At 60.5% G+C, this 13,987-nt stretch carries 11 protein-coding genes; 4 read left to right on the top strand and 7 right to left on the bottom strand.

Translation table 11 applies throughout. The features are described from left to right. Positions 1–109: 109 nt before the first annotated feature. From hspQ to B5P46_RS24050, 3 genes are all read right to left on the bottom strand, one after another. Positions 110–439: a heat shock protein HspQ gene (hspQ, locus tag B5P46_RS24040; protein WP_003539613.1), complete on the bottom strand. Its 330-nt coding sequence runs from the start codon at positions 437–439 to the stop codon at positions 110–112. Between the two features lie 158 nt (positions 440–597). Beyond that, positions 598–2,007, bottom strand: a complete 1,410-nt coding sequence (gene glnA, locus B5P46_RS24045; RefSeq protein WP_011651961.1) for a type I glutamate--ammonia ligase — start codon at positions 2,005–2,007, stop codon at positions 598–600. A gap of 78 nt (positions 2,008–2,085) precedes the next feature. Beyond that, on the bottom strand, positions 2,086–2,424 hold the full coding sequence (locus B5P46_RS24050; RefSeq protein ID WP_003539626.1) for a P-II family nitrogen regulator: 339 nt from the start codon (positions 2,422–2,424) through the stop codon (positions 2,086–2,088). A 344-nt stretch (positions 2,425–2,768) separates the two neighbouring features. On the opposite strand from B5P46_RS24050, the gene B5P46_RS24055 reads away from it, so the two are divergent. The 4 genes from B5P46_RS24055 (at position 2,769) to B5P46_RS24070 (ending at position 8,662) form a co-directional block, all read left to right on the top strand. Beyond that, a complete protein-coding gene (locus B5P46_RS24055) occupies positions 2,769–4,241 on the top strand; it encodes an NAD(P)H-hydrate dehydratase (RefSeq protein WP_129420895.1) in 1,473 nt (490 codons plus the stop codon). 349 nt (positions 4,242–4,590) lie between these two features. Next, positions 4,591–5,682, top strand: a complete 1,092-nt coding sequence (gene pstS / locus B5P46_RS24060) for a phosphate ABC transporter substrate-binding protein PstS (protein WP_129420896.1) — start codon at positions 4,591–4,593, stop codon at positions 5,680–5,682. 112 nt (positions 5,683–5,794) lie between these two features. Beyond that, complete coding sequence (locus B5P46_RS24065) at positions 5,795–7,528, top strand: Na/Pi cotransporter family protein (RefSeq protein WP_129420897.1); 1,734 nt, start codon at positions 5,795–5,797, stop codon at positions 7,526–7,528. Between the two features lie 114 nt (positions 7,529–7,642). Beyond that, positions 7,643–8,662, top strand: a complete 1,020-nt coding sequence (locus tag B5P46_RS24070) for a DUF808 domain-containing protein (RefSeq protein WP_129420898.1) — start codon at positions 7,643–7,645, stop codon at positions 8,660–8,662. A 27-nt stretch (positions 8,663–8,689) separates the two neighbouring features. On the opposite strand, the gene B5P46_RS24075 is transcribed toward B5P46_RS24070, so the two are convergent. The 4 genes from B5P46_RS24075 to uvrA all read right to left on the bottom strand — a co-directional run bounded on the left by B5P46_RS24075 (position 8,690) and on the right by uvrA (position 13,968). Then, positions 8,690–9,655, bottom strand: coding sequence for a magnesium and cobalt transport protein CorA (locus B5P46_RS24075; RefSeq protein ID WP_129420899.1), 966 nt, complete (start codon positions 9,653–9,655; stop codon positions 8,690–8,692). Between the two features lie 102 nt (positions 9,656–9,757). Beyond that, positions 9,758–10,564: a DUF72 domain-containing protein gene (locus B5P46_RS24080; protein WP_129420900.1), complete on the bottom strand. Its 807-nt coding sequence runs from the start codon at positions 10,562–10,564 to the stop codon at positions 9,758–9,760. A gap of 24 nt (positions 10,565–10,588) precedes the next feature. Then, positions 10,589–11,050: a GNAT family N-acetyltransferase gene (locus B5P46_RS24085; protein WP_129420901.1), complete on the bottom strand. Its 462-nt coding sequence runs from the start codon at positions 11,048–11,050 to the stop codon at positions 10,589–10,591. After that, positions 11,047–13,968 (bottom strand): excinuclease ABC subunit UvrA, encoded by a 2,922-nt coding sequence (gene uvrA / locus B5P46_RS24090; protein ID WP_129420902.1) that lies wholly within the window; start codon positions 13,966–13,968, stop codon positions 11,047–11,049. The genes B5P46_RS24085 and uvrA overlap by 4 nt, the downstream gene beginning before the upstream one ends. Between the last annotated feature and the right edge of the window lie 19 nt (positions 13,969–13,987).

Here is a 13,987-nt window from a genome sequence, read left to right on the forward strand (position 1 = left end):
GCCACTTCTTTGAAATAGAAACCCGGCTTCGCGCCGGGTTTTTTGTTGCACAAAGAAAAGGCCTCGCCGGGAGAAGCGAGGCCTCGATTCAACGATCGGCACGATTGAGTTAGTGGGCGAAGCTCATCTTGGGTTTGAACTGCCCTGATGGGGCCTGATCGAAAATCTGGTAGATCTGTGGGTTGCGAAGCGGCGTGCCGCTTTCGTCGTTCATCAGGTTCTGCTCGGAGACATAGGCGACATATTCGCTTTCGTCATTCTCGGCGAGCAGGTGATAGAAGGGCTGGTCCCTGCTCGGGCGCACCTCGGCGGGAATGGAATTCCACCATTCCTCCGTATTCGCGAACTCCGGATCAACGTCGAAGATGACGCCGCGAAACGGAAAAACCTTGTGCCGAACCACTTCGCCGATACTGAACTTTGCTACTCTTTCTTTCATGGTACGACTTCCTTTCATCACCAAATCTGGTGACTGGTGTCGCGCAAATCAAGATTTTTGCGCGAGTTCGTCACATGAACGTCACATCCTCCTGCTGGCGTCCATGACCCGGGAGGTGAAAGCCCCGGCGAACCGGGGCTTTCGGTCTTCGCGGCCGATCAGGCCGAATAGTACATGTCGTATTCGACCGGATGCGGCGTCATTTCGAAACGCATCACCTCAGCCATCTTCAGCTCGATGAAGGCATCGATCTGGTCGTCGTCGAAGACGCCGCCGGCCGTCAGGAACTTGCGATCCTTGTCGAGGCTTTCAAGCGCTTCGCGCAACGATCCGCAGACGGTCGGGATCTTCTTCAATTCCTTCGGCGGCAGGTCGTAGAGATCCTTGTCCATGGCCTTGCCGGGATGGATCTTGTTCTTGATGCCGTCGAGGCCGGCCATCAGCATGGCGGCGAAGGCGAGATAGGGATTGGCGGTCGGATCCGGGAAACGGACTTCGACGCGCTTGGCCTTCGGGTTGGAGCCGAACGGAATGCGGCAGGAAGCCGAGCGGTTGCGGGCCGAATAGGCCAGCAGCACAGGGGCTTCGTAACCCGGGACGAGGCGCTTGTAGGAGTTCGTCGACGGATTGGTGAAGGCGTTGATCGCCTTGGCATGCTTGATGATGCCGCCGATGTAGAACAGGCAGCTCTCGGAAAGGCCGGCATATTCGTCGCCGGCAAAGGTCGGCTTGCCGCCCTTCCAGATCGACTGGTGCACATGCATGCCCGAGCCATTGTCGCCGAAGATCGGCTTCGGCATGAAGGTCGCCGTCTTGCCGTAGGCGTTGGCCACCTGGTGCACGACATATTTGTAGATCTGCATCTTGTCGGCGTTGCGCACCAGCGTATCGAACTTGATGCCGAGTTCGTGCTGGGCGGCCGCGACTTCATGGTGATGCTTTTCGACGACGACGCCCATTTCGGAGAGCACCGTCAGCATTTCCGAACGCATGTCCTGGGCGCTGTCGACGGGGGGGACCGGGAAATAACCGCCCTTGACGCGCGGGCGATGGCCGAGGTTGCCGGTCTCGTAATCGGTATCGTCGTTCGACGGCAGTTCGGTCGAATCGAGCTTGAAGCCGGTATTGTAGGGATCGGCCTTGTACTTGACGTCGTCGAAGACGAAGAATTCGGCTTCAGGGCCGACAAAGACCGTATCGCCGATGCCGGATGCCTTGAGATAGGCTTCGGCCTTCTTGGCGGTGCCGCGCGGATCGCGGTTATAGGCCTCGCCGGAAACCGGATCGAGGATGTCGCAGACGATGACCATGGTCGACTGGGCGAAAAACGGGTCCATATGCACCGTTTCAGTATCGGGCATCAGCACCATGTCGGACTCGTTGATGGCCTTCCAGCCGCCGATCGAGGAACCGTCGAACATCACGCCGTCAGCGAACATGTCTTCATCGACGCAGACAACGTCCATCGTCACATGCTGCAGCTTGCCCTTTGGGTCGGTGAAACGCAGATCGACGAACTTTACGTCGTTCTCCTTGATCTGCTTCAGAATTTCGCTTGCGGTCGCCATTAATGAGTTTCCTCCGATTTGCGATGACGGTGTAGGTCGGCGATGACGGTAACGGACTTTGCGCGATTGGCAAAGTGGTCAGATGGCATCGATGCCGGTCTCGCCGGTGCGGATGCGGATAACCTCTTCGACGTTGGAGACGAAGATCTTTCCATCGCCGATGCGGCCGGTCTGCGCCGCCTTGCGGATCGCATCGATGACGGCCTCCGCATTCTCGTCGGCCAACACGACCTCGACTTTGACCTTCGGCAGGAAATCGACGACGTATTCAGCTCCGCGGTAGAGTTCCGTGTGGCCCTTCTGACGGCCGAAACCCTTGGCTTCCGTGACCGTGATACCCTGCAGGCCAACTTCCTGAAGGGCTTCCTTCACTTCGTCCAGCTTGAAAGGCTTAATGATCGCTTCGATCTTTTTCATGAGAAAATGTCTCTCCGCTTCTCTTGTTATGGCAGGAGTCTTCCCGCTCGCCGGATATGATGCAGATATCGTGCCAGTTTGAAATCCGTCTTCTTAAAAAAATACGAGGATTTTGCCGAAACCGCCGCGTTTGCGGGGATTTTAGTGTCGGTTTGGTGGAAAATCAGCGAGAAAACTCTGTGCTTCGGTCAAAATCATATCGAAAATCCAAAAAACCATGTGTTTAAGGAGTCGCGCAGCTATGCCTCTTGAGGATGAAAATATGAGCAAATGCATAAAATATCCTCTTTTCTTTAATGTTTCAGGCGGTTGTTTTTTAGGCGTTTTTTGAATTGAATAGGCCAATGAGCCAGCATCTGTCCGACCTTCTTCTCACGCCCGCCGAAATGGCCGCCGTCGATGCGGCTGCGGCCGCATCCGGCATCGACTCCTTCGGCCTGATGGAGAGGGCAGGTGCCGCGGTCGCGGCCGCTGCTCTGCGCCTTCATCCCGGAGCGTTGCGCTTCGTTGTGCTCTGCGGACCCGGCAACAATGGCGGCGACGCCTATGTCGCGGCTCGTCATCTGCAGCAGAGCGGGGCGAGGGTGGCGCTCTTGCACCTCGGCGATCCCGTTGCGCTGAAGGGTGATGCCGCCCGTGCCCGCATAGGCTGCGCGCTCAAGGGACAGCAACTTGACCTCTATCGGCCGGAACCCGGCGACGTCGTCATCGATGGCTTGTTCGGGGCAGGGCTTGGCCGCGCGGTGCCGACCGATGTGCAGGCGCTGATCGAGCGCGTCACCGAGGCCGCTATTCCCGTGCTCGCCATTGATCTGCCCTCCGGCCTTGATGGTCGCACCGGCAAGGTGCTGGGTGCTGCTTTCCGGGCCTGCAACACCATCACCTTCATGACGCGCAAGCCCGGCCATCTGCTGATGCCGGGCAGGGAGCTTTGCGGTGAATTGGAGGTTTTCGATATCGGCATTCCCGCCCGCATCATCCGCGCTGAGGCGGGCGGCACCATTGCCGAGAATACGCCCGATGCCTGGAAGGGTGCGCTGCCGGCCGAGCAGCTGGAAACCCACAAATACAAGCGCGGTCATCTGGTCGTCTTCTCAGGTGAGGCCGACAAGACGGGTGCAGCGCGCATGTCGGCGATCTCGGGCCTGAAGGCCGGCGCCGGCCTGGTGACGATCGCGGCCCCCCGCGCGGCGATGGCCGCCAATGCCGCGCATCTGACCGTCGTCATGCTGCATGCCATCGACGATGAGGCCGACCTCGGCGACTGGCTCTCCGACAAGCGGCTGCAGACCTTCGTCCTCGGCCCCGGTTTCGGCATCGGCGCCAAGGCGCGCGGCTTCGTCTCGGCCCTTGCCGATCGTCATCTGGTGCTCGATGCCGACGGCATCTCCTCGTTCAAGGACGATCCGCAGCAGCTGTTTGATCTTTTCCGGGGTGAGCCGCGTCTGGTGCTGACACCGCACGAGGGCGAATTCGCGCGGCTCTTTCCCGATATCGGCGGCGACGATACACTCGGCAAGGTGGATAAGGCTGTGGCCGCCGCCCGCCGCGCCAATGCCGCGATCATTTACAAAGGCGCCGATACCGTCATCGCCGCGCCTGACGGCCGTGCGCTCATCAATACCAACGCTCCCGTCTGGCTTGCCACCGCCGGTTCCGGCGACGTGCTTGCCGGCATCATCGGCGGCTTGCTCGCCCAGGGCCTGCCGGCCTTCGAGGCCGCGGCTGCCGGCGTGTGGCTGCACGGCGAGGCCGGCCAACGCGCCGGCAAGGGGCTGACGGCGGAGGAACTTACAGCCGAGGTATTGCCGCTTTAGCGCCGCCGCATCCTCTTCACCTCGAACGCAGAAGCATCCGCACTGTCCCCGACATGTCTGGCCGTGGCGCGGGCTGGGGTTGTTTTACCATTGTAAATGCGGCCGACGTATCAGTTGAATGACGGTTTTATTTCGAATTCTTAGAGCGACATCGATCAGCGATCGAATGTCCTGCGCCGAGAATCAGCAACACGCAAAACCAAACTGTCATTAAAATGTTAATAAATGGAAATACTTAATGGTGTCAGGATTTCCTGTCGGCTGGACGCGGGTTCGTACGACGGGTCCTGAGCTAATCTTTTGAATTCTGATCGAAGTGCGCAGTAAACGGTTGCGAGGGGAAGCGCCGATGGAACATTTTTTTCGGCAAGTCCACAGAGTGACGACCGCCGCCGCCTGCTTTGCCGGAGTTGCGGCAGTTGTCGGTTCACTCTGCATCGCTCCTGCAGCCATGGCTGAGCCCATTCGCGGCGCCGGCTCCACATTCGCAGCACCCATCATCGCGAAGTGGGCGGAAATCTACGAGAAGGCGCGGATGGATGACGGCGACTTCAGCTCACCTGACTGGACGGTAGACTACGAACTCGTCGGTTCGCTGGCAGGTCTGATGCGCCTTGATCAGCCGGAGCTGGATTTCGCTGCGACCGATGTGCCAGTCTCCCCCGATGAGCTTTTAAAGCATGGCCGCCAGCAGTTTCCGATCGTGCTCGGCAGCGTGGCGATTGCCGTCAACCTTGACGGTATCGACAAGGGCCGTATCAACCTGACTGGCCCGCTGCTTGCGAATATCTATCTCGGTAAGATCGAATCGTGGGCTGATCCTGCCATCAAGGCGATCAACCCGGAGATCAGCCTTCCCGATCAGAAAATCAGCCCGGTTACCCGCAAGGACGGATCAGGCACCACCTTCATGTTTACCGAATTCCTGTCCTCGGCAAGCCCGGAATGGAAGGCGGCACATGGAGCGGATACGCTGATCGCCTGGCCTGTTGGGACGAGTGTCGAGGGAACCGGAGATCTCATTCGCGCGGTGCAGGCAACCAAGGGGGCGATCGCCTATGCCGATTTTGGCCAGGTCGAGCGTGCAAACCTGCCCTATGCCGCTGTTCAGAACAAATCGGGCCAGTTTGTAAAACCGGGACCGGATGGTGTGCGGGCTGCCGCCAGCACTGCCTCATGGGATGAAGCGAAAGATTTTTCGGTGTCGCTCACGGATCAACCGGGAGAGGCGGCCTATCCGATCAGCGGGGCGACATTTGCGGTCGTTCCAATGACGGGACAGGCGCCCAATCGCTATCGCCGCGTACATGATTTTTTTCGTCTGGCGTTCGAGACAGGCAGTAAGGACGCCGAAGCGCTGGGCTATGTGCCTTTGCCGCCGCAGCTCGTCAGTCAGATCGTCAAATACTGGCTGAAGCAGGATGCATCCACGAGCCAGTAATTCGTTCGGGCGCATACGCGGTCGGGACATCCCCGACCGTATGAAATCGGGCATGTCAGACGCGGGGGCGTCGTTGAAGCGCGCCATTTCGGCGCCAAGGGGGTAAGGCGTAATGAACATCGACATTTTCAAGGATATTCTTGTGCCTGTTATCGGCGGGCTGGGGATATTCATGCTCGGTCTGGAGTTCATGTCGAACGGCATCCAGGCACTTTCCGTCAACAAGATGCGCGCATTTCTCGCGAGAGCTGCAGGCACGCCCATCAAGGGCGTCATCGCGGGGACGCTCATCACCGGCGTCATCCAGTCATCGACGGCAATGACGGTCATGGTCGTCGGCCTCGTCAATGCCGGCGTTGTCGGATTGCGTCCGGCGATCAGCGTCATCATGGGCGCCAACGTCGGAACGACGCTCGGAAACGGCCTGATCGCCTTGCCGCTGGGTCCTCTTGGCCTGATCTTTGCCGGCGTTTTTTCGCTGGTCTACTGCTTTGCCAAAAGCGAGCGGATCCGCAACGTCGCGCTTGCCTGCATGGGCTTCGCGCTGATTTTCTACGGTCTCAATCTGATGACCGGCGGCCTTCGGCCGCTGCGCAACATACCGGAGGTCATGGACGTTCTGTCGACGCTGACCGCCGACTCCTATTACAACCTGATCAAGTGCGTGCTGATCGCCGCCGGCGTCACCGCGATGATCCACTCCTCGTCGGCGACGATCGGTATCGTCATGGGGCTCGGCGCGGCCGGTGTCCTTGACTGGACGACGGCGGTTGCCTTCTCGCTGGGTGCGGATCTCGGAACCACGATCACCTCCTGGATTGCCTCGCTCAATCTGTCGAAGAACGCCAAACGCGCTGCCTACGCCCATATGTCCTTCAACATTATCGGCGTCTGCATCACGGTGCCCTTGTTCTTCGTCTCGATCGACGTTCTGGCATGGGCGATGCAGTGGTTCGGCGGCGATCCCGGCGTTCCGGTCGTGGTCGAGGGCAAGGAGACATTTCCGCTGGTTCCGGTCGCTGTCGGTCTCTACTCAACCTTCTTCAACGTCTTCAACACGGCGCTGCTATTTCCCTTCGTCAGCGTCTTCGAACGTGTCTTGTCGCGCATCGGCCGTACCGACGCCGAGGATGTGGAAGATTATTCGACGCCGAAATTCCTCGACCGCAGGCTCACAAGCGACTTCGCGCGGGCCGTTCCGGCCGTCCAGCAGGAGACCGCGCGTCATCTGCAGGCCGGCGCGATGTTCCTGGATATTGCCCGATCCGCCAAGTCGGCGCCATCAGATCCGGGCGAACACTATCTTGCCACCGATATCCTCAGCCGTGACATTCGCGATTATACCGCATCGCTGATGAAGGAGGATCTGCCTTACGAACAACTCGATCTGGTCGCCAGCTTGATCGAGGAGGCGGATTTCACCGCTGCGTTGACGGAATCGATGCATCAGGTCGCGCGGCGCGTGAAGCGTGAAAAATTCAGCGAGCCCGCGTTGGCGATCGTCAATCTGGCACTGAGCAAGCTCGATGCCTCTTTGCAGGATATCTTGCCCGACTATGGCGTGGTTCGTCCCTCCATGCCGGCCGGCCATGTCAGCCTTCCCAATGTCACCGAACTGCGGGAACAGACACTGGCACTTGGCCCGAATGCCGGAGCGGCCGAACGCGGCACGATCCTGGCGCTTCTCGGCTCGGTCGAGCGCGCGGAGATCCTGATCCGCCGCATCGACGAGGAGCGCAAATCCGTGAACCGGCAGAGCGTTTTGTCGCGGGTTTCGCAGAAACGGGAACGGCAGGCACGTCCTCCGCTGGACGAGGGCGGGTTGAGCCCGATGCCGGCTGAATAACGGCCATTGTCGTCGCAATACTTGCGTGGCATCTTCCCGCCGGAGGATGCCACGTCTCGTTGACGGGCTTTCCGCTTTTCACTGCGCAAGTCTGTCTTCCCGACGGAGGCTCGAATGAGTGTTGGCCTGATCGCCCTTCTTGATGATATCGCGGCCCTGGCCAAGGTGGCTGCGGCGTCGCTCGACGATATCGCCGGCCAGGCTGCCAAGGCCGGCGCGAAAGCCGCCGGCGTCGTCATTGACGATGCGGCAGTCACGCCCCGCTACGTCACCGGATTTTCGGCAGCGCGCGAATTGCCGATCATCGGCAAGATCGCGCTCGGCTCGCTGAAGAACAAGCTTCTGATCCTGCTTCCCGCAGCACTGATCCTGAGCCTTGTCGCACCGCAGGCGATCACGCCGCTGCTGATGATCGGCGGATTTTATCTCTGCTACGAGGGTGTGGAAAAAGTCTACGCACTGGTGCTGCCGCATGCAGCTCACGCCCATGAAACGGCACTCGAGACGACAAGCCTCGATGCCAAATCGGTAGAAGACGAAAAGGTCGCCGGTGCGATCAAAACGGATTTCATCCTGTCGGCCGAAATCATGGCGATTACGCTCGCCACGGTGCCGTCAGGCAGCATGTTCACGCAGGCCCTCATCCTTGCCGTCGTTGGACTGGGCATCACGGTCCTGGTCTATGGCGGCGTGGCGCTTATCGTGAAGGCCGATGATCTCGGTCTGATGCTGGCGCGTGTGCGGACGGCATCTGCGATGGGCGCCTTCTTCCGTGCGATCGGAAAGGGGCTTGTCACAGGCATGCCTTATTTTCTGAAAGTGCTCGGCATTGTCGGAACGGCCGCCATGATCTGGGTCGGCGGCGGCATCATCGTTCACGGCCTCGAAGCCTATGGTATCGGCGGCCCTGCGCATCTGATCCATGATGCCGGCGAGGCGACGGCGCATGCCATTCCCGTTCTGCCATCCGTGCTGCGCTGGATCGTCGAGGCCGCGGGAGCGGGCATCGTCGGTATCGTCGCTGGCTTGATCGCAATTCCCGTCGCAAGCTACGCCGTCTCGCCGATATGGCGGTACCTCAAATCGCTCCTGCCGCGCCGCCGGAAAGAGGCGCTGGCGGACGGCAAGAAATGAAGCCAGACTCCATCGACGAGCAAGGCGTCATATCCAGCGGGCGCGCTTGAAACGGATGAAAAGTGCGATGCACATGACAGCGATGACTGCCAAAACGACAAAATAGCCGTAGCTGGTTTTCAGCTCGGGCATATTGTCGAAATTCATGCCGTAAATGCCGGCGATCGCCGTCGGAACAGCGAGAATGGCGGCCCAGGCCGCCAGTTGCCGTGTGATTGTGCCCTGTCTTTGCTGTTCAATCAGATTGCTCGCTTCGAAAACCGATGTGATCACGTCGCGTAAGCTTGCAACCATCGTCTCGACACGGTGCATGTGCTGAAGCGCATCGCGGAAATAGGGCTTCGCTTCCTTGTCAAGCGACGGCAGGTCGAGATGGTAGAGCTTGCCGCAAAGGTCCAGCATCGCATCCAGCACCCGCTGAAACAGAATGACTTCCCGGCGCAACCTGAAAATGCGGGCGATCTGGCTGCGGTCGAGAAACGCATCGAGCATTTTTCGTTCCATATCGAGAACGGAATCCTCGATCGTGCGCACGATGGGAAGATAGCCGTCGATAATGAAATCGAGAATGGCATGCAGAATGTAGTCGGTGCCATGGCAGAGCGTCTGCGGCGATGTCTCCAGCCGGCCGCGCAGCTCTCCGTGCCCGCGCTCCGACCCATTGCGGACGGTGATGATATAACGCTTGCCGACGAAAATTGCGGTTTCCCCGTAGGTGATATGGTCCCCCTCGAGCTGTGCCGTCTTTGCGATGACGAACAACTGGTCGTCATAAACGCTGAGCTTCGGCATCTGCAAAGAGCTGAGCGCATCGGCGATCGAGAGTTCGTGAAGGCCAAAACGGCCTTGCAGCAACAGGAGCTCGTCCCGGCTAGGCTTGTGCAGCCCGATCCAGATGAATTCGTTATCCGTCGCCGGAATGGAGGCCGCCTCGAAAGGGACAGCCTCGACCCGCCGTCCGTTGCGATAGAGATAGGATGCGGCAACGCTCATGCGGGCTCCCAGGTTACCACGATCATGATGCCCTCATGGAGTGCGTGACTGACGATGTGATACCCACAATGTTACGATCCTTTTGTGACTATCCAGCCCGGCCTATTTCGCCAGCGCCTGCTGCAGGGCGATCGCCCCGTGCGGCGCATTGACTTTGCCCTCATGGATCATGAAGGCGAAGACGTCGCGCGGCTCGGTCTTCACCTTGCGATCTGCATCGATCAGCGGCAGATCATCAGGAACCTTGCCTTCGGCCCAGGTTTCCAGCCGGTCTGCCCAGGCCTTCAGGTCCTTTTCCGGGTAGCAGGTCGGAATATCGTCCGAGCCCTTCTGCAGCCGCGCATAGACGAAATCGGCCGTCACGTCGGAGATCATCGGATATTCGAAATGTTCGGCGCAGACCGGCGCCACGCCGTATTTCGCCAGCAGCGCCACGAACTCCGGCACCTTGAAGGAATCGTGCCGTACCTCGACCACGTGGCGGAGCGCCAACCCGTCCTGTTTTGCCGGCAGCAGCTTCAGGAAGGCTTCGAAATCGTCTGCATCGAACCTCTTCGTCGGCGCGAACTGCCACAGCAGCGGCCCGAGATGATCGCCGAGTTCGCTGATGCCCGATGACAGGAACCGCTCCATCGATTCACCGGCTTCTGCAAGCACCCGCCGATTGGTGACGAAACGCGTCGCCTTCAGCGAAAAGATGAAACCCTCGGGCACATCCGCCGCCCATTTGGCGAAGACCGCGGGCTTCTGCGTGCTGTAATAGGTACCGTTGACCTCGATGACCTTCAGCTGGCGACTGGCGTAATTCAGCTCGTCCTTCTGCTTCAGGTCATCGGGAAAGAAATGCCCGCGCCAGGGCTCGAAGGTCCAGCCGCCGATGCCGGTGCGGATAGTGCCGGATTTCGTCATGTCGTCCTCCCCATTCGCAGCCGCTCAGGCCGCATTGATCTCTTTGGTCATGTCGACGAGTGTCCATCCTGGCCGATAAGGGTTCGGCCGGCGACCCGTTTCCTGAAACCCGAAGGCGCTGTAGAGCGCGATGTTCCGCTCCATCCGCACATTCGTGTAGAGCCGGATCTCCGGCGCGGCCCATTCCCGCGCCTTGCCTTCCAGCCAGCGCAGCATCGCCAGCCCATGCCCGGCACCCTGAAAGGCCGGCGAGACCGCGATGCTGAACAGCATGAGGTGATCGGAATGCTGCTCGACGACCACCAGGCCGGCCGTTTGCCCGCCGATCTCGCGCAGCCAGACCTCGCCGCGTTCGATCCGCGGCGTGTAATCCTCCGTCACCGGTATCGGCGGAACGCCGAAAAGTTCGCTATAGGGCCGGTAGGCGGCTGTTGTCAGCGTCGCGATCGTTTCCAGATCATCGGGCGACGCTGGCCTCATCGTCATTCAGCCGCAACCGCCTTCTTCACCGGCCGCCGTTCCAGCAATTCCTTCAGGAAGTGTCCGGTATAGGACCGCTTCTCCTTGACGATCGCTTCCGGCGTGCCGGTCGCGACGATCTCGCCGCCCCCATCGCCGCCTTCAGGACCGAAATCAAGCACCCAGTCGGCGGTCTTGATGACTTCGAGATTGTGCTCGATCACCACCACCGAATTGCCTTGGTTGACCAGTTCGTGCAGCATTTCGAGCAGCTTGGCGACGTCGTGAAAATGCAGGCCGGTCGTCGGTTCGTCGAGAATGTAGAGCGTGCGCCCCGTCGAGCGTTTCGACAGCTCCTTGGCAAGCTTGACGCGCTGCGCCTCGCCGCCCGAGAGCGTATTCGCCTGCTGGCCGACCTTGATGTAACCGAGGCCGACATCCTTCAGCGATTGCAGCTTATCGCGCACGGCAGGCACCGCCGCGAAGAAATCGACGCCTTCCTCCACCGTCATGTCGAGCACGTCGGCGATCGACCTCTGCTTGAAGGTGACGTCGAGTGTCTCGCGATTGTAGCGCTTGCCGTGGCAGACGTCGCAGGTGACGTAGACATCGGGCAGGAAGTGCATCTCGATCTTGATGACGCCGTCGCCCTGGCAGGCCTCGCAGCGTCCGCCCTTGACGTTGAAGGAGAAGCGGCCCGGCTGGTAGCCGCGTGCCTTCGCCTCCGGCAGGCCGGCAAACCAGTCGCGGATCGGCGTGAAGGCGCCGGTATAGGTCGCCGGGTTCGAGCGCGGCGTGCGGCCGATTGGCGATTGGTCGATATCGATCACCTTGTCGATATGCTCGAAGCCGTCGATGCGGTCGTGATCGGCCGGGTTTTCACGCGCGCCCATGACGCGGCGCGCGGCCGATTTATAGAGCGTCTCGATCAGGAAGGTGGATTTGCCGCCGCCGGAAACGCCGGTCACCGCCGTGAACACCCCGAGCGGGATCGACGCCGTGACGTTCTTGAGATTGTTGCCGCGCGCGCCGACCACCTTGATCTCGCGGCCCTTCTTCGGCTTGCGGCGCTCGCCAGGAACGGGAACGCCAAGTTCGCCGGAGAGATATTTGCCGGTCAGCGAGTTCGGACTGTCCATAATGTCCTGCGGCGTACCATGGGCGATGACCTGACCGCCGTGAATGCCGGCCGCCGGGCCGATATCGACCACGTCGTCGGCCGTCATGATCGCATCCTCGTCATGTTCGACGACGATAACGGTGTTGCCGATGTCGCGCAGGTGCTTCAGCGTGTCGAGCAGCCGGGCATTGTCGCGCTGATGCAGGCCGATCGACGGCTCATCGAGCACGTAGAGCACGCCGGTCAGCCCCGAGCCGATCTGCGAGGCAAGCCGGATGCGCTGGCTTTCGCCGCCCGACAAGGTGCCGGAATTGCGCGACAGGCTGAGATATTCCAGGCCGACATCGTTGAGGAAGCGCAGCCGGTCGCGGATCTCCTTGAGGATGCGCACGGCAATCTCGTTCTGCTTGGCGTTGAAGCTTGCCGGCAGCGTCTCGAACCAGTCGCGGGCGACGCGGATCGACATACCCGTCACTTCGCCGATATGCAGCGTGTCGATCTTCACCGCAAGCGCCTCGGGCTTCAGGCGGAAGCCGTTGCAGGAAGGGCAGGGGGCAGCCGACATGAAGCGCTCGATGTCTTCGCGCGCCCAGGCGGAATCGGTCTCCTTCCACCGCCGCTCGAGATTGGTGATGATACCCTCGAAATTCTTCTGCGTCGTGTAGGAGCGGGCGCCGTCGGCGTAGTGGAATTCGATCTTGTCGTTGGTGCCGTTGAGGATGACGTCCTTGGCCTCGTCGGAAAGATCGTTCCAGCGCGTGCCGAGCTTGAAGCCGTAATGTTTGCCGAGCGCTTCCAGCGTCTGGTTGTAATAGGGCGAGGTCGACTTGGCCCAGGGCGCGATCGCCCCGTCGCGCAGCGTCCGCTCGGGCTCGGGCACGATCAGATCCGGATCAATCTTCTGCTGAGCGCCGAGGCCGTCACAGGTCGGGCAGGCGCCAAACGGGTTGTTGAAGGAGAATAGCCTGGGTTCGATTTCGGGAATGGTGAAGCCGGAGACCGGGCAGGCGAACTTCTCCGAAAACAGCACACGTTCATGCGTCTCGTTGAGCGACTTGTTGGCCGAGCCGCCGGCCGACGTCTCTTCCGGCGGCAGCGGCTTGTCGGCGAATTCGGCAACCGCCAGCCCGTCGGCGAGCTTCAGGCAGGTTTCCAGGCTGTCCGCAAGGCGCGCCGACACATCCGAGCGCACGACGATGCGGTCGACCACCACGTCGATGTCGTGCTTGTATTTCTTGTCGAGCACCGGCGCCTCGGCGATCTCGTAGAACTGCCCGTCGACCTTGACGCGCTGGAAGCCCTTCTTCATCAGCTCCGCCAGTTCCTTCTTGTATTCGCCCTTGCGCCCGCGCACGAGCGGCGCAAGGATATAAAGACGGGTGCCCTCGCCGAAATCGAGGATGCGGTCGACCATCTGGCTGACGGTCTGGCTTTCGATCGGCAGGCCGGTCGCCGGCGAATAGGGAACGCCGACGCGGGCAAAGAGCAGGCGCATGTAGTCGTAGATCTCGGTGACGGTGCCGACCGTCGAGCGCGGATTGCGCGAGGTGGTCTTCTGCTCGATCGAGATTGCCGGCGACAGCCCGTCGATCTGGTCGACATCGGGCTTCTGCATCATTTCGAGGAATTGCCGGGCATAGGCCGACAGGCTCTCGACATAGCGCCGCTGGCCCTCGGCGTAGATCGTGTCGAAGGCGAGCGAGGATTTGCCGGAACCCGAAAGCCCGGTCATGACGATCAGCTTGTTACGCGGCAGATCGAGATCGATGCTCTTGAGATTATGCTCGCGCGCGCCGCGGATGGAGATCGTCTTCAGTTCGCTCATCGTCTCTGCTTTGGTTTTC

Origin of the sequence: Rhizobium leguminosarum (genome assembly GCF_004123835.1) — a bacterium.
Taxonomy (GTDB): Bacteria; Pseudomonadota; Alphaproteobacteria; order Rhizobiales; family Rhizobiaceae; genus Rhizobium; species Rhizobium leguminosarum_M.